15 protein-coding genes and 1 pseudogene are annotated in these 19,407 nt (G+C 35.9%); 13 read left to right on the top strand and 3 right to left on the bottom strand.

Features of this window, described 5'->3' with window-relative positions; translation table 11 throughout:
• Positions 1-148 precede the first annotated feature (148 nt).
• The 12 genes and pseudogenes from HFD15_RS07255 to HFD15_RS07200 all read left to right on the top strand — a co-directional run bounded on the left by HFD15_RS07255 (position 149) and on the right by HFD15_RS07200 (position 14,105).
• Complete coding sequence (locus HFD15_RS07255) at positions 149-904, top strand: MurR/RpiR family transcriptional regulator (protein WP_003132572.1); 756 nt, start codon at positions 149-151, stop codon at positions 902-904.
• 414 nt (positions 905-1,318) lie between these two features.
• A complete protein-coding gene (locus HFD15_RS07250; protein WP_015426130.1) occupies positions 1,319-2,737 on the top strand; it encodes a PTS sugar transporter subunit IIC in 1,419 nt (472 codons plus the stop codon).
• A gap of 84 nt (positions 2,738-2,821) precedes the next feature.
• On the top strand, positions 2,822-4,183 hold the full coding sequence (locus HFD15_RS07245) for a glycoside hydrolase family 1 protein (RefSeq protein WP_081199428.1): 1,362 nt from the start codon (positions 2,822-2,824) through the stop codon (positions 4,181-4,183).
• A 251-nt stretch (positions 4,184-4,434) separates the two neighbouring features.
• Positions 4,435-5,238: an alpha/beta fold hydrolase gene (locus HFD15_RS07240; RefSeq protein WP_017864342.1), complete on the top strand. Its 804-nt coding sequence runs from the start codon at positions 4,435-4,437 to the stop codon at positions 5,236-5,238.
• Between the two features lie 159 nt (positions 5,239-5,397).
• Positions 5,398-5,760, top strand: a complete 363-nt coding sequence (locus tag HFD15_RS07235; RefSeq protein WP_021722976.1) for a hypothetical protein — start codon at positions 5,398-5,400, stop codon at positions 5,758-5,760.
• A gap of 130 nt (positions 5,761-5,890) precedes the next feature.
• Positions 5,891-7,132: pseudogene (locus tag HFD15_RS07230) on the top strand (NAD(P)/FAD-dependent oxidoreductase); the annotation flags it as partial.
• 161 nt (positions 7,133-7,293) lie between these two features.
• On the top strand, positions 7,294-9,297 hold the full coding sequence (locus HFD15_RS07225; protein ID WP_015426135.1) for an NAD(P)/FAD-dependent oxidoreductase: 2,004 nt from the start codon (positions 7,294-7,296) through the stop codon (positions 9,295-9,297).
• Positions 9,298-9,410: 113 nt separating this feature from the next.
• On the top strand, positions 9,411-10,082 hold the full coding sequence (gene sdaAB, locus HFD15_RS07220) for an L-serine ammonia-lyase, iron-sulfur-dependent subunit beta (protein ID WP_012897487.1): 672 nt from the start codon (positions 9,411-9,413) through the stop codon (positions 10,080-10,082).
• Positions 10,083-10,101: 19 nt separating this feature from the next.
• Complete coding sequence (sdaAA, locus tag HFD15_RS07215) at positions 10,102-10,965, top strand: L-serine ammonia-lyase, iron-sulfur-dependent, subunit alpha (RefSeq protein WP_012897488.1); 864 nt, start codon at positions 10,102-10,104, stop codon at positions 10,963-10,965.
• Positions 10,966-11,085: 120 nt separating this feature from the next.
• Positions 11,086-11,541 (top strand): CopY/TcrY family copper transport repressor, encoded by a 456-nt coding sequence (locus tag HFD15_RS07210; protein WP_003132584.1) that lies wholly within the window; start codon positions 11,086-11,088, stop codon positions 11,539-11,541.
• A gap of 15 nt (positions 11,542-11,556) precedes the next feature.
• Positions 11,557-11,757, top strand: coding sequence for a heavy-metal-associated domain-containing protein (locus HFD15_RS07205; RefSeq protein ID WP_021722979.1), 201 nt, complete (start codon positions 11,557-11,559; stop codon positions 11,755-11,757).
• A 185-nt stretch (positions 11,758-11,942) separates the two neighbouring features.
• Positions 11,943-14,105, top strand: coding sequence for a heavy metal translocating P-type ATPase (locus tag HFD15_RS07200; RefSeq protein WP_058208779.1), 2,163 nt, complete (start codon positions 11,943-11,945; stop codon positions 14,103-14,105).
• Positions 14,106-14,158: 53 nt separating this feature from the next.
• On the opposite strand, the gene HFD15_RS07195 is transcribed toward HFD15_RS07200, so the two are convergent.
• The 3 genes from HFD15_RS07195 to HFD15_RS07185 all read right to left on the bottom strand — a co-directional run bounded on the left by HFD15_RS07195 (position 14,159) and on the right by HFD15_RS07185 (position 17,799).
• On the bottom strand, positions 14,159-14,302 hold the full coding sequence (locus tag HFD15_RS07195; protein WP_003132587.1) for a hypothetical protein: 144 nt from the start codon (positions 14,300-14,302) through the stop codon (positions 14,159-14,161).
• Positions 14,292-16,943: a YfhO family protein gene (locus HFD15_RS07190; protein ID WP_058208780.1), complete on the bottom strand. Its 2,652-nt coding sequence runs from the start codon at positions 16,941-16,943 to the stop codon at positions 14,292-14,294. Before HFD15_RS07190 ends, HFD15_RS07195 begins: the two co-directional genes overlap by 11 nt.
• A 70-nt stretch (positions 16,944-17,013) precedes the next feature.
• Positions 17,014-17,799 (bottom strand): DUF4931 domain-containing protein, encoded by a 786-nt coding sequence (locus HFD15_RS07185; RefSeq protein WP_025016724.1) that lies wholly within the window; start codon positions 17,797-17,799, stop codon positions 17,014-17,016.
• Between the two features lie 275 nt (positions 17,800-18,074).
• Between HFD15_RS07185 and mnmA the strand changes: the two genes are divergently transcribed.
• Positions 18,075-19,205, top strand: coding sequence for a tRNA 2-thiouridine(34) synthase MnmA (gene mnmA, locus HFD15_RS07180; RefSeq protein ID WP_058203346.1), 1,131 nt, complete (start codon positions 18,075-18,077; stop codon positions 19,203-19,205).
• Positions 19,206-19,407: the final 202 nt, after the last annotated feature.

Below are 19,407 nucleotides of genomic sequence, written 5' to 3'. Positions count from 1 at the left end.
ATTTTATTTTGGAAGTCACAGAAGAGTTTAGAGTTGACCCTCAAAATTCTGTCAGTAATTTATTTATTAAATAAAAATCGATACTGATGAGTTCGCTCAGGATAACAAATAAATAATCAACAACATAAGAAAGGTTGGGTCAGTAAAAATGATTGATTTCTTGCCCGAACAAGTTCGAACGCTCAATGAACTAGAAACTGCGACATTTAATTTTATCTTATCTAATTTATCAAGTATTGATAAAATGTCAGTCAGACAGCTTGCACAAGCTGTCCATGTTTCCACAGCAACAGTTATGCGCATGACCAGAAAACTTGGTTTTGAGGGCTGGGTAGAACTAAAATATTATCTTAAAAACCAAAATCAACTGACAGAAATTCCAGTTAATTACTATGAAAATTTATTGCAACTCGATCTATTTTTACGAAAAATAACCTCTAAGGAAGCGGGAAGAAAATTAGAAGAAGCTGTCAAATTAATTCGAGAAGCTCGTTATATTATTTTTATTGGAGTAGGTTCTTCAGGAGCTTTAGCTGAATATGGTGCCCGCTATTTTACAAATATTGGCTTAGAATCTTATGCCATTTCTGATCCTTATCAAGCCGTTAAGGGCAAAGGTGCACCAGACGTTTTAAGCATTGTCTTATCCGCTTCGGGTGAAACAGATAAGATTATTGAACGAGTTGTCAAACTAAGAGAGGAAGCACCAGCAAAGATTATTTCAATTACAAATCATCCAGAAACGACCTTATCCAAACTTTCAAATATAAATTTAACTTATGGATTCCAAACGGAATATTCCGCCTATGACCCACTTGAAAATTTGACTTCTCAGCTCCCAGTCATTGCTTTTATTGAAATACTAGCTCATCAGGCAATGGAAAAAGCTGATAAATGTAACTAATCCTGTAACAGGTAACAAAGATAGAAAAGCCCCTTGCAAAAAAAATTGTAAGGGGTATTATTGTATTGTAAGCGGTTTAATTAAAAGAGTACAGTCTTCAAAGTATCTGAACTGTCTTAACAAATTGAGTTCGACCTTCTTGAAATAAGTGAAAATGCGATTCGCCTTGCAACTTTGCCTTTTTATCACTTGCTTTAGCAAGTAGAGAAAACGGACAGCGTAGCTGATGAAATCAGCAAAGATAGTCGCTTAGAGCGAATGGACAGCGTAGCAGCTTGCTGCGTAGATAGATAAAATACGTTGAGCATTCCAGCTAAGTGTTAAAGCACTTGTTGGTGGGGCAAAAGGCCAGCACAAAAGACAATTTTCCTCATTTCAGAACCGTCGGGCTCACATCTTAAAGGAGGTTTATTTATGAACGGCTTCATAAATAATAAAGTCTTACCGCCAATTATGAAATTCGTGAATACACGAGCGATGACTGCTTTGAAAAATGGAATGCTTTTTGCCATGCCATTTATCATTGTTGGGTCAATTTTCTTAATTCTGGCGAATATTCCAATTCCACCTGTGGCAAAATGGTTATCAGACAATGGCTGGTCAGCAATTTTTACCCAAGCATTTAACGTATCATTCGGTATTTTAGCGATTTGGGCAGCAGTCGGTATTGGCTATTCTTATGTCAAAGAAGCTGGATTTGGTGATGTTGCTTTACAAGGAGGATTAACTTCTCTCTCTGCATTTTTCATTGTTCAATCTCTAAGTATTGCAAATCCAATCACAGCGGCACTAGCTACTGGGAAAGAAGCCTCAGGCATTGGGAATCTCACAGGAACACAAGCAACGGCTGCTTTTGAAAAGCTTCCTCATGCCATGCAAGTATTTCTAAATAATCCAGTGACAGGAGTGCTCAATTTAACTTGGAACGGTGGTCAAGGAATGATTGCGGCCATTATTATTGGTATTCTATCAGGCTGGGCTTATTCAGCAATGATGAAAGCAGGCTGGAAGATTACACTTCCTGAACAAGTCCCATCAAATGTTGCTAATCAATTCACTTCAATGATTCCAACAGGAGTAATTGTCGTCGCTGCTACGGTTGTCTATGCTTTATTTGATAAGATTGGTCATACCGATGCAGTAACTTTTATTTATCATTGGTTATCTGTCCCTCTACAAGGTTTAGGCGGCTCATTTGGTGGAATTATTATTATCTCACTCTTAGTTCCATTCTTCTGGTTCTTTGGGGTTCATGGTGGAATTATCATGGGAGCAATTACCTCTGCCTTTCTGATTCCAAATACCTTTGCCAATGCATCCCTTTATCAATCTCACAAATTGAGTTTAGCTAATGGTGCTCATATTGTGACCAATGAATTCTATAATAACTTTATTAATCTTTCGGGGTCAGGAATTACTTTTGGATTAATTATCTTTACGATTTTCTTTGCTCGTTCAGAACAGATGAAGTCAATTGGTAAAGTAGAGTTAGTCCCAGGTTTATTTAATATCAATGAACCTTTCTTATTTGGATTGCCACTTGTTTTAAATCCAGTTCTTGCTCTGCCATTCTTTCTTGTTCCAGTAGTCGTTTCGGCTACGGTTTACGGAGCGATTTATTTTCACATTGTTCCGCCAATGAATGGTGTTGCCGCGCCTTGGACCACTCCACCAATTATTTCTGGCTTTTTAATCGGAGGCTGGCAATATGCAGTGCTGCAAGTTATTGCGCTTTTAGAATCAATTTTGATTTATCTTCCATTTGCTAAAAAATATGACAAAATGTTGTTAGAACAAGAAGCAAATGCTGAAGCTGAAGAAGTTATTGCTTAGTAATTGAATAAGGAGATTAGAAACTCCGGAGAAACTTTTTCTTCGGGATTTCTTTTTATAAAATTAAAGATAAAAGGGGACAAAATGGAAAATAAAATGCCAAAAGATTTTTTCTGGGGGAATTCAACTTCGTCAATGCAAACCGAAGGCGGCTGGAATGAAGGAGGAAAAGGGCCCTCTGTCTATGATGTGAATACCGCTGGACGTTCTGCCAAAGATTGGCAAGTAACAAATGATAATTATCATCATTATTCCCAAGATCTAGATCTTATGAAAGAAATGAATATGAATATGTATCGTTTCCAAATTTCTTGGTCACGAATTGTTCCTGACGGCGATGGTGAATTTAATGAGGAAGGAATTGCCTTTTATAATCGTCTGATTGATGATTTGCTTGCTCGTGGAATTGAGCCTATGATATGTCTCTATCATTTCGATATGCCATTAAATCTGGCTGAAAAGTACAATGGTTTTTTGAGTCGAAAAGTGAAAGAAGCATTTGTAAGATTTGGGCAAGAAATGATGAAAAGATTTGCTGACAAAGTCAAATATTGGATTGTTTTTAATGAGCATAATCTTTATTTTGCTGACGGTTTTGAGCATTATTCGGGAGTTTTGAAAAAAGAGCTGACACTCTCTGATATGTATACTGTTTTTCATCACACCATGCTTGCTCATTGTGAATTAACCCAATTTTTGCATGAAAATTTTGAAGCAAAAATAGGAGGAATGTTGGCGACTACGGAAATATATCCCGCAACTTTTTCACCAAAAGATAATTTATATCTTAGAAAATTTGATGAATTTTATAATCGAAATCTCTGTGATGTTTATGCTTTTGGTCATTATTCGCATGAGGTTATAACCTATGTTAAAAATCAGAACATCCAAATGGATTTTCAAAAAGGAGATGAAGAAATTTTAAAAAATGGAATTTCTGACTTTATTTCTTTTTCTTATTATCGCTCAATTTTACTTGATGCAAGTCAGCTGACAGAAAATGATGCACCAAATTCTTATTTGACTAAAGGAATGAAATTAAATCCGTTGCTTGAACATAATCAATGGGATTGGTCCATTGACCCAGAAGGCTTTAGAAGAATTCTAAGTAGATTATATAATGAATTTGGATTGCCTGTTTTTCCTATTGAAAATGGCATTGGTCAGTCAGAAATCTGGGATGGGAAAACAAAAATTGCTGATGATTTGAGAATTTCTTATCATCAGAAACATCTTGAAGCTATGAAAAAGGCAATATTTACTGACGGGATAGAAGTTATGGGTTATCTTGGTTGGGGATTGATTGATATTCCTGCTTCATCTGGTGCTATTGATAAACGTTACGGTGCTGTTTATGTGGATCCAAAAAGTCATAAACGTATTCCAAAAAAATCATTTCATTGGTTTAAAAATGTTTTTGCTTCAAATGGTGATCATTTGGATTAGAATAATCAGTGATAAAAATGAAATAATGATAGAAAAATTATGATTTACTCATATCTCTTAATTAAACTGATAGCTAGGCTGTCAGTTTTTAAATTCATCATTAAAAAATTTTACTGACAGAATTTTTTTACTTATTGTCAGTATTTTTATCTGGCTGAAGAATAATCAGTTACTAGAAATCATAATTGATCAGTGCTGACAGAATTTTTGTTACAATGAAAACATTGGAAAAAGCTTGAGAGGAAACAAAAATGTCTTTTTTTACAACAAATGATTTAGTAAAAATAAATTTTCATGATTATGGCAATCAGTTAAATCAACCTCTGATTCTAATTGGTGGCTATTCGTCCAGTGAAGTTACATGGTTTGCCCAAATAGAAACATTTGTAAATGCTGGTTATCGGGTGATTACTTATGATCATCGCTCACATGGAGATTCACAACAAGTTGATTATGGCTTGACTTTACACCGTTTGGCAATGGACCTAAAAGAATTAATTGACTATTTACAATTAAAAAATGTTGTCTTAATTGGCCATTCGATGGGTGCGGCAACAATTATGGCTTATGAAGAATTATTTACTGACGAAAATGTATCAGCAATAATTACAGAAGATCAGGCCCCAACTTTCTTCAAATCGGCAGATTGGCTCAATGGTCAATATGGGAAAACACTGACAGAGCTGTCAGTATTTATTGATGATTTTCCAAAAACTCGTTTGACACAAAAAAAGTTGTCAGATAGTGTAAAACGAACACTGGGACATGGAATGAAACCTTTTGATTTCAAACGCTATCGTCCTTTACTGCAAAATGTTATTTTGCAAGATTGGCGTCCTGAGCTTGGGCAAGAAAAAAAACCACATTTATTTTTTGCCGGCGAGAAATCTCCGATTTTTCCAGCAATTCATGCTCAAGCAGCGCGTGAATTACAAAACAATCCAAATTCAGAAGTTCAAATTTTTGAAGGATGTGGGCATATCTTACATTTGGAAGAAATTGAGAAATTCAACCAAGCAGTCATTGTTTTTCTCAACAAAATAAAAAAAGACTGATGTGGTCAGTCTTTTTTGCTGACCGTCAGTAAAATTTAAACTAGTAAGAAAGGCAGTATTATAGTCTTAAAAGTATTAAATAAATTTTATTTTCATATCATTTTTTTCTCATAATAAAACTTGATAAAATAGAATTAAGAAATGGAAAGGAGCTAAACCATGAAAAATAATAACATGGAACTTGCCCAAGATTCAAAAGCTGATGATCAGCAAAAACCAAAGCATTTTAAAATTGAAACAACCGTAATGAAATTAGTAGTAGATAGCTATCTCCATGGCGCTCAAACCTGTGAAGTTCAAAAAGGAAAAATTTTAGGCGTCAGTATTCATCAAGGAGCATGTGATAGTATTCACCTTTTTATTAACGACGACCATAAAGTTACAGTAGAAGTTAGTCAAGGCATTAGCCGAATTTCACTGATGCAAAAGAAAAATATTGAAGATATTGATTATATACTTCCTTTCATGAAATGTTTAGGTGTATCTGAGGGTCAAGTCTTAAAAAATTATTCAATTATTTAAAAAAGCCGTATACTGCGGTTTTTTATTTTAAAAATTACAGAAAGTAAATTTATAAACAGAAAAATGTATATTTATTTCGATAAGAGGTATAATATTTTTTGGAATTATTATTAGTAGGAGGCCAAGAGAAATGGCTAAGAAAAAAATCGTTATTGTAGGTGCTGGATTTGCTGGAGTTTCAGCCACACGCTTACTTGCAAAAAATTTGAAAAATGATGCAGAAATTACAGTTATAGATAAACATGATTTTCAAACTTCAATGACCCAACTTCATGAAGTTGCAGCGAGTCGTGTTGAGGCAGATGCTGTTCAATATCATTTGAATCGAACAATTGGAAAATTTAATAACGTTAAAGTGGTAAAAGAGTCACTTGTTGAACTTGATAAAGCTAACAAAAAAGTGATTACAGATAAAAATAGCTATGACTATGATTATTTAGTCGTTTCAATGGGTGGAGAACCCAATGATTTTGGTGTACCAGGTGTTAACGAATATGGCTTCACACTTTGGTCACTTGAAGATGCTTTGAAAATAAAAGCACATTTGAAAGAAATGGTTCAAGCAGCAGCTAAAGAAGCTGATTCAGAAAAACGCAAAAAATTGTTAACCTTTAGCGTGGCTGGTTCAGGATTCACTGGAATTGAAATGGCCGGAGAATTGATTGATTGGCGTAAAAAAGCATCTAAAAAATACGGTATTCCAGAATCTGAATTTACAATCAATATTGTTGAAATGATGCCAACAATTATGAATATTTTAGACCGTAGTTTAGCAGATAAAGCACTCGTTTACCTTCAAAATAAAAACATCAATGTCCTTGTAAATCATGGAATTACAGCTGTAGCACAAGATCATATCACTGTTAATGTTGGTGGGCGTGACGAGGAAAAAGTTGTTAAAGAAATTCCAGGAAATACCTTAATTTGGACAACAGGGGTACAAGGAAATACAGAAGCAGAAGCTTGTCAACTTTCCGAAACAGAACGTGGTCATCGTCTTCAAGCAAATGAATACATGGAAGCGATTGGCGAAGAAAATCATGGCATCTATGTTGCAGGAGATGTATCAGGTTATATTGTTCCCGAAAATGGTCGCCCAACTCCTCAAATTGTAGAAGCAGCAGAACAAACAGGAAGCACGGCCGCTAAAAATATCATTGCAGATATTAAAGGTGGCGAAAAAACCAAATTTGTTGGAAATTATCGAGGAACACTGGTTTCTATTGGTTCAGGCTATGCGGTTGGGACAGTTGGAAAAACAAAATTAAGTGGTTTTTCAGCAACATTCATGAAACACATGGTTTATCTTGTTTATACCTTTGAAATTCGTTCTGGTCATTATTTCTTCAAATATATCAATGACCAACTTTTCCACAAAGGGGCAATTTAAGTTAAAATAAAATATAAATATAAAACTTTTCCATAAAAAAATTTGGAAAAGTTTTTCTTGTGTAACAGTTTACAAATTGCTCTAAAAAGGATATAATAGTGCCTGACGTTATTATTATATTACTAGTAGGAGAACCATTCTAAATGACTAAGAAACAAATCGTAGTCATCGGTGGTGGTGTTGCAGGAGTACATGCGACGCGTGAGCTTTCTAAAAAGCTCAAAGCAGATGCTGACATCACACTGATTGACAAACATAGTTACCACACAACCATGACTCAACTTCACGAAGTTGCAGCAGGACGTGTTCCATTCACAACTGTACAATATGATTTCCAAAAGCTTTTAGGAAAACGTAAAAACGTTAGTCTTGTCACTGACTCTGTCGTCAGTCTTGACAAAGAAAACAAACAAGTAATCACAAAACATGGTCGTTATAGCTATGATTATGTCATTGTTGCCCTTGGTGGCGAACCAAATGACTTTGGAGTTCCTGGTGTTAAAGAACACGGGTTTACACTTTGGTCACTTGAAGATGCAATGCGAATCAAACGTCATTTGGAAAAAATCGTCCAATATGCATCAACAGAAGTTGATGATGAAAAACGCCGTGCTCTTTTAACAATTTCAGTTGCCGGATCAGGATTTACTGGGATTGAAATGGCAGGCGAATTGATTGATTGGCGTAAAAAAGTTTCAACAGATTGGAAGATTCCTGAAGAAGAAATCACAATCAACGTTGTTGAAATGATGCCAACAATCCTTAATACTTTAGACCGTAAACAAGCAGATAAAGCTCATGCATATCTTGAAAAGAAAAATGTTCACGTTTTAACAAACCACGGTATTGTTGAAGTAGCAAAAGATCATATCAAAGTAAATGTTGGTGGGCGTGACGAAGAAAAAGTTGCCAAAGAACTTCCAACTCACACATTAATCTGGACAACTGGTGTTCAAGGAAATACAGCTGCAAAAACAGACCTTAATGAAACAGAACGTGGACATCGTCTTCAAGCAAATGAATACATGGAAGCTGTTGGTTTTGAAGGAAAAGGGATTTATGTTGCTGGTGACGTTTCAGGATATATTGAACCAGATACTGGTCGTCCAACACCACAAATCGTTGAAGCTGCGGAACAAACAGCACACACAGCAGCGGCAAATATTCTTGCAGACATCAATGGTGGAAGCAAACATAAACATGAAAGTAAATACCAAGGAACAATGGTTTCAATTGGTTCAACTTGGGGAGTTGCCAAAATCGGTAGCATGCGTCTAACTGGTTTCTGGGCAATGTTGATGAAGAATATTGTTTACTTTATCTATACTTTACAAATTCGTTCAGCACATTATTTCTGGCGTTATGCCTTGGATGAAGTCTTCCGCGTAAAAGATAATCGTAACTTTATGCGTGGTCATACTTCACGTCAAGGAAATGTACTTTGGGCTGTTCCACTTCGTATTTTCTATGGTGTGGTTTGGTTTACCGAAGCAATTAAGAAAATTGTCGGTGATGGTCAATACTTCAACCCAACGACTTGGTTTGGTAAAGGTTCTTGGTTTACAAATGACCTTAAATTCCCATTCTCATGGTTGCAAGAAGCACCAAAAGCAGCTGACGCAGCCGCAGGCGCTTCAACAGCTGCTTCATCAAGTTCTAGTGTAGCCGATGCAGCCGCAGGTGCTACAGGCGCAGCAACAACAGCCGCTTCAAGTGGTGGTGGCGAAGCTGCTCATAAAGCAACTGAATGGGGTCTCTCGTACGCTTACGGTTCTGACCCAATGACTGTTTTTGACAAAGTGCCACATTGGATGGAACCTATCTTTAAGTTTATGATTCCAAACCGTGAAGTCGCATTGTTTATGCAAAAATTCATGTCAATTGTTGAAATCTTCCTTGCACTTGCCCTTATTTTTGGATTGTTCACTTGGATTGCAGCGGCAGCCACAGCCGCATTGACTGTTATGTTCTCACTTTCAGGAATGTTCTACTGGGTTAACATTTGGTTTATTCCAGTGGCAATTGCACTTATGAATGGTTCAGGTCGTTCATTTGGTTTAGATAAATGGGTTCAACCTTGGATTCAAAGATGGCTAACCAAAATATGGTATGGTCAATCGCGTTCAATTTACAAAGGACGTCAATAGAAAATAGCTCTGCGGAGCTATTTTTTTTTGCCTGAAAAAGCTTGAAAATTATGTTATGATATTTGAAGATAAAAGATAGTTTAAAAACTATCTTTGTAAGAACTGAGGTTTAAATGGATAATTTAAGATATAAAAGTGTCTTTGACATCATTGGTCCAGTGATGATTGGACCTTCAAGCTCGCACACAGCTGGTGCTGCTCGAATTGGTAAAATTGTACGTTCTATTTTCGGTGAACTTCCAGAAAAATTGGAGATTCATCTTTATGAATCTTTTGCTAAAACCTATCGGGGTCATGGAACAGATGTTGCTCTTGTTGCAGGTGTTTTAGGAATGGATACAGATGATGAACGTCTGCCAATGGCGCCTCAGCTTGCTTTTGAACAAGGAATGGAAATTTCTTATGTTCCACATCCAGAAGAAAAAGCAGAACATCCCAATACCGCACGTTTAATCGCCAAAAAAGGGGATCGAACAATGACCGTGACTGGAATTTCAATCGGTGGTGGAATGATTCAAGTGACAGAATTGAATGGATTTGATATCGCAATTTCGGCTGGTGTTCCGACATTTGTGGTCATTCATGAAGACGTTCCAGGGATGATTGCTAGAGTTTCTAGTGTCCTTTCAGAACATCAAATTAATATCGCACAAATGAATGTAACCAGAGAAGCTAAGGGTGAAAAAGCGATTATGATTTTAGAAGTTGATACACCAAATGTTAAGGAAGTAATTGAGGAAATGAAACTTATTCCTCGTTTGCACGCCGTTAATTTCTTTAATTAAAAGCAGTATAGGAATAAATATGTTTAAAAATATAGAAGAATTAATCGAGGATTCAAAAAATTATTCCTCGGTCACAGAATTAATGATTGCCATTGAAATGGAACAAACTGGACGAAATCGTGAACAAATTTGGGAAATGATGGAACATAACCTAGAAACGATGCTTGATTCTGTTAAAAAGGGGCTTGCTGGTAAAAAATCACTTACAGGTCTTACTGGTGGCGATGCAAAATTGATGGATGATTATATTAAATCAGGCAAAGCACTTTCGGGTGAGCTCATCTTAGGAGCAGCTCGTGATGCGGTTGCCGTCAATGAAGTGAATGCACAAATGGGGCTCATTTGTGCGACACCAACTGCCGGATCAGCCGGCTGTTTGCCAGGTGTTTTAACTTCGGCTATTAAAACTTTAGACTTGAGTCATGAACAGCAAGTGGAATTTTTATTTGTAGCAGGAGCCTTTGGACTTGCTATTGCAAATAATGCAACGATTTCTGGAGCAGAGGGTGGTTGCCAAGCAGAGGTCGGTTCTGCTTCGGCAATGGCATCAGCTGCACTCGTTTTAGCTGCTGGTGGTTCTGCAGAACAAGCAGGCTATGCGATTGCTATTGTCTTGCAAAACATGTTAGGCTTAATTTGTGACCCTGTTGCTGGTTTGGTTGAAATCCCTTGTGTTCACCGTAATGCAATGGGGGCGTCACAAGCAATGATTTCAGCTGATATGGCTTTGGCTGGGGTTAAAACAGTGATTCCAGTTGACGAGGTGGTCAATACCATGTATAATGTGGGACGTTCTCTACCAGCTGCTTTTAGAGAAACAGCTGAGGGTGGTTTGGCCCAAACACCCACTGGACGTAAAATTATGGAAGAATTATTTGGTTAAGATTAAACTTAAGAATTCGAATGATAAAATTCGAATTTTATTTTTTAGGTTGAATACTTGACTTTTAGTGTTTACACGTGTAAACTTATCTTATGAAAATGAATAGGGAAAGGAGAAAAAATGAACGAAGTAGAATTTAATGTATCAAATGCCGAATTAATCGTTATGCGTGTAATTTGGTCTCTAGGAGAAGCGCGAGTTGATGAAATTTATGCGCAAATCCCCCAAGAATTAGAATGGTCATTGGCCACTGTTAAGACTTTACTTGGTCGACTGGTAAAAAAAGAAATGCTTTCTACCGAAAAAGAAGGAAGAAAATTTGTTTATCGTCCATTGATGGAAGAATGTACGGCTATAAATTTAATGGCCGATGGTCTGATCCAAAAAGTTTGTGAAACGAAACATGTCAATGTTTTGCAAGAGATGATTGAAAAATCGACTTTGACGGCAAAGGATATTGAACTTTTGCAAGAATCACTTAATGCCAAAGAAGTGGTAGGACAAAAACATTGTAATTGCTTAGAAACAAGTGGACTTTGTGCTTGCAAACATGAACATGAGCAGATTTCTGCTTAAAAAGGAGAATATAAAATGAAAGAAACTTTAAAAATTGAGGGAATGACTTGTGACCACTGTGTAATGCATGTGACAAATGCTTTGGAAGCTATTGAGGGTGTTGAAAAAGCGAAAGTCTCTTTGAAAAAAAATGAAGCACTAGTTAAATTTTCTGCCCCAGCAGATATGGATAAAATGGCTGTTGCCGTTGCAGAGGCTGGTTATAAAGTAATTTAAAAAACACTTCGTTTGTGAATTGAATTTAAATTTGCTAGAATGAAATTGGTAAAGCAAACCCCAAATATTGTTTTACTAAATAATAACAGGTCATCTTCATTCCCCAAATGGAGATGATTTTTTCTTGACTTTTTTCGTTTACAGTTGTAAACTATATTTAGAGATAAAATATAGAAGAGGTAAAAATGCGGAGTCAATCATTTGTAATTACAGGAATGACCTGTGCAAATTGTGTAAATACAGTTTCAAAAACATTGAATCAGTCAGATAAAATTATGGAAGCAACGGTAAATTTGGCGACTGAGAAAGCCAAAATTGTTGCTGACGATAATATTTCTGACCAAGAAATTATTAACTTAGTGGAAAAAGCGGGTTATGGAGCCATTGTTAATGACAAAGCTCATCATGAAAAAATTGCACGTCAAGCTGCAAAAAAAGCAAGAAATTTGGCTTTGTCTTTTTGGATTGCTTTAATTTTGACTTTACCTTTAGTAGTTGCAATGTTTGCTGATATCTTCGGAGTACATGCAAATTGGGTCATGTTTTTACATGAACCAATCGTACAATTGATTTTGGCAACTCCAGTACAATTCGTTATTGGTTGGCGCTTTTATGTTGGCGCTTATCATGCTTTGCGAAATAAATCGGCAAATATGGATGTTTTAGTGGCTTTAGGAACTTCGGTTGCTTACTTTTCGAGTTTGATTTTGGCTGTTTTTATGAGCCAAGCGAATGCTTTGAATTTTGAATCATCGATGGTAATTATCACTTTGGTGGTCATGGGTAAACTTTTAGAACATAATGCAAAAGAGAAAACAACGCAAGCAATTACTGGATTAATGTCTAGTCGAGCAACTTTTGTTCATACGGAATCGACTGATTTAGCGATTGAAGAAGTTCAAATGGGACAAGTGATTCGCATTTTGCCAGGAGAGAAAGTGCCTTTGGATGCGATGATTCTTTCTGGCAAAGCATCTTTTGATGAATCTATTTTGACAGGTGAAGCCTTACCTGTTGTAAAAATGGATGATGAAGTCATTTTTGAAGGAACAATTAATTTAGATGGTGAAGTTAAAGCGGTTGTTGTTCATGATTTAAATGATTCAACAATTTCAAGAATGGTTGAAATGATGAGTGAAGCACAAGGCTCAAAACCAAACATTCAAAAATTAGCTGACAAGATTTCAGGGATTTTTGTGCCAGTTGTGTTAGTTATTGCTCTGATAACTTTCATTGCGACTTGGGCTGTCAGCGGAATTTTACTGACAGCAATCATGCATTCAGTAGCTGTTTTGGTCATTGCTTGTCCTTGTGCGCTTGGTTTAGCTACACCAACTGCCATTATTTCTGGGACTGGTTTGGCTGCTAAAAATGGTTTGTTGATTAAAAATGCCAATGCTTTGGAACTTGCCGGATTAGTTAAAACAGTATTTTTTGATAAAACTGGGACAATTACAACAGGTGAATTTGAACTGACAGATTTTAAATTACTGACAGAAAGTGAAAAAGTTACTGACAGCTTTAATTCTATTGAAGAAAAAATGGCAAGTGATGAGTTTAAATTATTGGCTAGTCTAGAAGCTCACTCTAATCACCCCTTGGCTAAATCTCTTAAATTTCAAGGTGATTTATATGAACTGACAGATTTATCAGAACTTGCGGGTCGTGGACTTTCTGCTAAAATTAATGGTCAGGAATATTTTGCGGGCAATGATAAATTAATGACAGACTTAAACCTGTCAGTCCCAGAAACAGATGATACGGTCATTTATTTGGCAAATAAAGAAAAATTATTAGCGATGGCTGTTTTTAGTTCAAGTCTCAAAGATGATGCGCTTAAGACAATTCAGACCTTGCAAAAACGTGGTCTAAAGACTGTTATGTTGACAGGAGATAATCAAAATTCGGCAGCAAAAATTCAAAAACTTGTTCATTTAGATGAAGTTAAAAGTGGTTTAAGACCTGAAGAAAAAGCAGAAATTGTGCAAAATAGCTCAAATTCAATGATGGTTGGTGATGGAATCAATGATGCTATTGCTTTAGCGTCAGCAACCGTCGGGCTGGCAATGGCAACTGGGTCAGATATAGCTATGGAAGCTGGTGATGTGACTGTTACTAGCGGTCAGCTTCATAAAATTTCCACTTTCTTTGAAGTAGCTAAAAAAACAATTTCCAAAATTAAGCAAAATTATTTTTGGGCTTTCGTTTATAATGTCATTGGCATTCCGCTTGCAGCTTTTGGATTACTCAATCCAATGCTCGCTGCAGCGGCAATGAGTTTATCATCAGTTTCTGTTATTTTGAATTCCTTACTTTTGACAAAAACAAAAATAAAAAACGTTGAATAATCAACGTTTTTTGTTTAGAATTTACTGACAGAATTTTTTAAAGACAATCTGCCTTATTTTTTATACAATTCTGGGTCAAGCAAGCCACCTTTTTTGAAATTGACTTCAAAATGTTTGGTCTTTAAAGAATAGGAAACAGGGATGCTGACAGCAACTAGGATTCCGAGCGTAAAGGGGATAATTGATTTAGCTTTCATTTTTTGTTCCTCCAGATTTTTTAGGTTTATTAGTAAAATAGTTGTAACCAATAAATAACAGAATTCCTAAAATAAAGCAAATGATTCCTTCTTTTAGTCCATTAGGGAAGAATTTTAGTTCAAGACGATGACTGCCAGCAGGAACGCTAACTTTCATAAAACCAGATTGAGCTTTACTGACAGCCACTTTTTTTCCATCAACTTTTGCTGACCAGCCTTTATCATAAGGAATTGTCAAGAAAATATCGCCCTTTTCTTTTTCTCTATAAGTCATGCGAACCCCGTTTTTAATCATTTCTGTTTTAGGACTACGAGATTGTAGAAGTGCCATTTCTTTTTGATAAGCTTCAGTGTCCAGACGCCAGAATGAAGTGGTATCAAAAGTAACTTGTGAATTTTCCGGAAATGCTAAGGTCACTTTTAGCTTAGTTTCCTTACTGAAACTTCCTAAATTCAAGAAGGAGCCAGTATCATTTGTACCAACGTAATAACTATTGAGAGAACGTGTCATTTTTGGATTGGAAACATCAGAAATAGTAATCAATGTATTCTCAGCATTACTATTTAGATAAGTAATATTGGGAACAGATAAATAAATTTGACTATTTGCCGCCACGGTAATTCCGTAGGTGACTGAAACATCAGTAGCTGTAGAAGTTTTTGGCCGAGTCAGAGTAACAGAATTGCCAGCACCCGTGATTTTATCAGCAGTTTCTTCACTGGTCGTGTAAAATGGAGTAAAGAATGTAGTTTTCGATTTTGTCAAAGCGTTAACTAAAGCTGTTTGATTATTAATAAAGCTGCTAGCTTGAGCTTTATCAGTGAATTTAGCATCTTCAAATCCATTGGGAACGAAGACACCAAGACCCATCGCATTTGAGTTTTTGCTCAAATTACTGAGAGCATTGTAAACTGGTGAAAATCCAAATTTTGGAGGTTGAGCTTGGCTTATATTATATTTAATTCCAAAAATCGAATCCATCAGTAATGTATTCCCAGGATAACGTAAATTCAAATATGTACTGTCAGTGTGAAATCCTAACTGACGCATGATTGAACTGGCGTTGCTGTTACGAACAGATGAAAATTGGGAAAGTGCATTAAAATTGTACTTCATGCCATCATTTGCTGTATCAGGAACAGTGTTATCCATTCTGGCAAAACCAGAACCAGTAAGCTCATTCACCTTATTGGCAATCGGTTCTATAGAATTCACTTGGGTATTATAGTAATCACGACTAGCAAAATTCCACTCTTTTTGTATTCCTTGAACCTGATAAAGGGCATTAACACCAGCTTCAACAGTCATGAAAACAAAGAGAATAATGACAAATAGATGAGCTGAAATCCATTTCCTAACAGAATTAATAGACAAGATTAAATAAGCAAGACCAAACAAGAAAGTCAACATAACTTGAGAAGTCATTATATATTTATAGTGTCCAAAAATTAAAGTAGCAAGAAAACCTGTAATTAGAAAAAGACTAATAGTCAAAATATGCCAAGTCTTTATTTCCTCCCAGCGAGATAGAGTTTCCAAAGCCATTAAAACAAGAAGCAAACTAAATAAGAAAGCATAGCGGTGCAAGAACATATTTGGTGAATGCATCCCTTGCCATAGTAAATCTAAAGCTTGAAGATAAAATGAAGCAACAAAGAAAGCAATGATTCCTAGAAAGGCAAATTTACTTCTGAGACGAATACTTTTAGTGAAAAAGAAGAGAATAGCCAAAGCTAAAGGCATCATTCCAACATAAATCATTGGAATGGCATTGAATTGAGTAGTATCATAAGTGCCAACAAAATTCTTAGCGAAAAGGTCAAAAAGATGAGAATTTTCTGTAAAGACACCTGACAAAGTTGAAAGAGCATCGGAATTATTATACTTCAAATCAAGATACATGGGTAAGAGCATGATTAGGCTGGACAGACCAGCTAAAGCAGAAGAAACCACAAAATCAAGCACTTTTGTCCAAGACCATTTTTCGTAAGTCATCCGTGCCAAGAAATAGAGCACTAAGAAAATAGCCACCATAAAGCCAAAATAATAATTTTGGATAAATAGAATCAATAAACTAACGAAATAAAGCCAGCGTTTTCGTTCATTCATTAAGCGATGAAGTCCCCAAATAATTAGAGGCAAGAGAATGAAAACATCTAACCACATCGTAATTTCAAGCTGTGAGGTTAAAAAACTCATCAGTGCGAAAGCTGTACTTATTGACAAAACAATCAATTTAGAAAGCTTTTGATACATGTTTTTGAAACTGACAAATGCTGATAGACCAATCAAGCCAAATTTTAGTATGGTCAGTAAATATAAAGCATCAGGCATTGATTTTACATCAAAGAAAAATGTAAGTGGCATGAGAAAACTTCCCATGTAGTAAGCCGAAAAAGCATAAAGATTGAGGCCGAGACCACTGGTAAAAGTATATAAGAAACCAGAAGAACCGCCCGAATGTAAAATATTACGATAGAGAGAATGAATGGCGACATACTGATGATATGCATCCCCAGCCAAAATTGACCGTGAACTCCCCCAATAAATCCCAGTCATTGCAAGAACGATAACCATTAATAATAATGGAATAAAAAAACTTGCAAGAAGTGCCCATTTATTTTTCTTGATAAATTTCATATTTCTATTATACCAAAGATACAAAAATCAAACTTATATTAAGTGTATTAAAAAAATACTGACAAACCTGTCAGTACTTTTTATCTAAACGATTTCTAATCTCGTCAGCAATTCCTTCTAATGCTTCAATTCCATTGACTTGCGGGATTTTATAACCAATAAAATAAGGAGAAGTAATAAAGCGAGGAACAATTTTACAAATATATTTATCATCGAAATGATGGAAAAAGAGATTATAAGAATCACAACGCCCATTCATATAGTCTGTCATTAAATAAGAGGTAATCCCGTGAACATTGTCAGCCAATTTTTCAACATTTTCAAGTTCAGAAATAATAACATTAAATTCCACAAAGCCCATAATAGGTCGGGTAGACAAAGTGACAGTCAGACCATTCTTTCTGATTTCGACTCCTTCAAAATTTTCTTTTGCAATTTGAGCATAGCCGTCAGTTTCTTCTAAGCCAACGACTTGCAAATGAGGGTGGCGCAATGTTCCACCAGAGCGAGGTCCAAAATTTTTGAACATCAAAACGGATTGATATTTGCCAGATTGAATCATTTCATCCCAACATTCAAAAGCAAAAGAAAAAACCTCACGATTTTCTTCCACACCATAAGTAGAAATATCACCTAGATGTTCATCAGACTCAATAATCACAGTCATCATTGAATTTTTAAGTGTTGGAAATTTATTTTTTAACCAAATTTTATGGTCAGAAGTTTTTAAAATACCTGTCAGATTTTCCACATCACAAAAAGGACAAAGAACTTCCTTAGGTACAACTGTTTCATTACGTTTTTTTGTTCCAATAGCTGTATTGAAAACTAAAGGATTTTCACTATGTTTAATCATTATGACATTATACCACTTTTTTTGACTACTTTTTTTATTCAAAGGCTAGTTTTTACTTAGGCAATGTGTTATAATATTCCAGTTACCTATTAATGTTCAGCCTTCAACTGCAACATTTACAAAAGTCAGCCTTCAACTGATATTTTGTCTAACTTGAAAAGAAAAAATTTACTGACGAAATCGTCTAGTTTTTTTCGTCAGCAATTTTATTTCTTTTCAAAATCAAAATAGAAAGAGATGGTGAAAAATTAATGGATAACACAAATACTCAACTTATGTCTGGTAAGAGTCCAGCACAAACACGTGTCGTTGTCGGAATGTCCGGTGGTGTCGATAGCTCAGTCACAGCTTTGCTTCTTAAAGAACAAGGTTATGATGTTATTGGTGTCTTCATGAAAAACTGGGATGATACCGACGAAAATGGTGTCTGTACAGCCACTGAAGACTACAAAGATGTAGCTGCAGTAGCTGATCAAATTGGCGTTCCTTATTACTCAGTCAATTTTGAAAAAGAATACTGGGACCGTGTTTTTGAATACTTCCTCGCTGAATATCGCGCTGGACGTACCCCAAATCCTGATGTCATGTGTAATAAGGAAATTAAATTTAAAGCTTTCCTAGATTATGCTATGGAATTAGGAGCAGACTACGTCGCAACAGGTCATTATGCCCAAGTTCGTACAGATGAAAATGGTATCGTTCATATGTTACGTGGTGTGGACAACAACAAAGACCAAACTTATTTCTTAAGTCAATTGACCCAAGAACAACTCAAGAAAACAATGTTCCCATTGGGACATTTGGAAAAGCCTGAAGTACGGAAGATTGCTGAAAAAGCGGGACTTGCAACTGCTAAGAAGAAAGATTCAACAGGAATTTGCTTTATTGGTGAAAAAAATTTCAAAAAGTTCCTTGGAGAATATCTACCAGCTCAACCAGGTAAAATGATGACACTTGACGGTATCGAAATGGGAAATCACGCTGGTTTGATGTATTATACAATCGGTCAACGTGGTGGTCTTGGTATCGGTGGACAACACGGTCAATTAACAAGTGACCCATGGTTTGTTGTTGGTAAAGACTTAACTACTAATACCCTTTATGTTGGACAAGGTTTCCATCATGAACACCTTTATTCAACAAGTCTTGACGCAAGCGATTTGAGCTTTACCAGAGAAATGCCAGAAACTTTTGACCTTCACTGTACAGCAAAATTCCGTTATCGCCAAGAAGATACAGGAGTAACTATTCACGTTAATGGTGATAAAGTAACCGTTGATTTCGACGAACCTGTTCGAGCAATTACTCCCGGACAAGCAGTTGTTTTCTATGATGGAGAAGAATGTCTTGGTGGTGCGATGATTGACGTAGCCTACAAAGCACAAAAAGTAATGCAATATCAATAAAATATTGACCTGTCAAAGTTTTGACAGGTTTTTTTTGAACAAAAAAAGAAACGGTTTTCATAACTTGTCGATAATATTTCTGTACATAATAAAATACTTATAACTTTTTTAATATAAATCGAGAAAAAAGCTTTCCCTAAGCGATTTTTTATGGTATAATGTTTTGTAAGGCTGTGTACCAGCCAAATTGTTGGAGGAATTT

This window comes from Lactococcus sp. EKM203L (assembly GCF_011800585.1).
Classification (GTDB): domain Bacteria; phylum Bacillota; class Bacilli; order Lactobacillales; family Streptococcaceae; genus Lactococcus; species Lactococcus lactis.
This window is presented reverse-complemented; position numbering and strand designations above follow the sequence as displayed.

Excerpts from the sequence above, each read along its gene's own strand:
- HFD15_RS07255 (WP_003132572.1), top strand. The coding sequence starts at position 149 with ATGATTGATTTCTTGCCCGAACAAGTTCGAACGCTCAATGAACTAGAA.
- HFD15_RS07250 (WP_015426130.1), top strand. The coding sequence starts at position 1,319 with ATGAACGGCTTCATAAATAATAAAGTCTTACCGCCAATTATGAAATTC.
- HFD15_RS07245 (WP_081199428.1), top strand. The coding sequence starts at position 2,822 with ATGGAAAATAAAATGCCAAAAGATTTTTTCTGGGGGAATTCAACTTCG.
- HFD15_RS07240 (WP_017864342.1), top strand. The coding sequence starts at position 4,435 with ATGTCTTTTTTTACAACAAATGATTTAGTAAAAATAAATTTTCATGAT.
- HFD15_RS07235 (WP_021722976.1), top strand. The coding sequence starts at position 5,398 with ATGAAAAATAATAACATGGAACTTGCCCAAGATTCAAAAGCTGATGAT.
- HFD15_RS07225 (WP_015426135.1), top strand. The coding sequence starts at position 7,294 with ATGACTAAGAAACAAATCGTAGTCATCGGTGGTGGTGTTGCAGGAGTA.
- sdaAB (WP_012897487.1), top strand. The coding sequence starts at position 9,411 with ATGGATAATTTAAGATATAAAAGTGTCTTTGACATCATTGGTCCAGTG.
- sdaAA (WP_012897488.1), top strand. The coding sequence starts at position 10,102 with ATGTTTAAAAATATAGAAGAATTAATCGAGGATTCAAAAAATTATTCC.
- HFD15_RS07210 (WP_003132584.1), top strand. The coding sequence starts at position 11,086 with ATGAACGAAGTAGAATTTAATGTATCAAATGCCGAATTAATCGTTATG.
- HFD15_RS07205 (WP_021722979.1), top strand. The coding sequence starts at position 11,557 with ATGAAAGAAACTTTAAAAATTGAGGGAATGACTTGTGACCACTGTGTA.
- HFD15_RS07200 (WP_058208779.1), top strand. The coding sequence starts at position 11,943 with ATGCGGAGTCAATCATTTGTAATTACAGGAATGACCTGTGCAAATTGT.
- HFD15_RS07195 (WP_003132587.1), bottom strand. The coding sequence starts at position 14,302 with ATGAAAGCTAAATCAATTATCCCCTTTACGCTCGGAATCCTAGTTGCT.
- HFD15_RS07190 (WP_058208780.1), bottom strand. The coding sequence starts at position 16,943 with ATGAAATTTATCAAGAAAAATAAATGGGCACTTCTTGCAAGTTTTTTT.
- HFD15_RS07185 (WP_025016724.1), bottom strand. The coding sequence starts at position 17,799 with ATGATTAAACATAGTGAAAATCCTTTAGTTTTCAATACAGCTATTGGA.
- mnmA (WP_058203346.1), top strand. The coding sequence starts at position 18,075 with ATGTCTGGTAAGAGTCCAGCACAAACACGTGTCGTTGTCGGAATGTCC.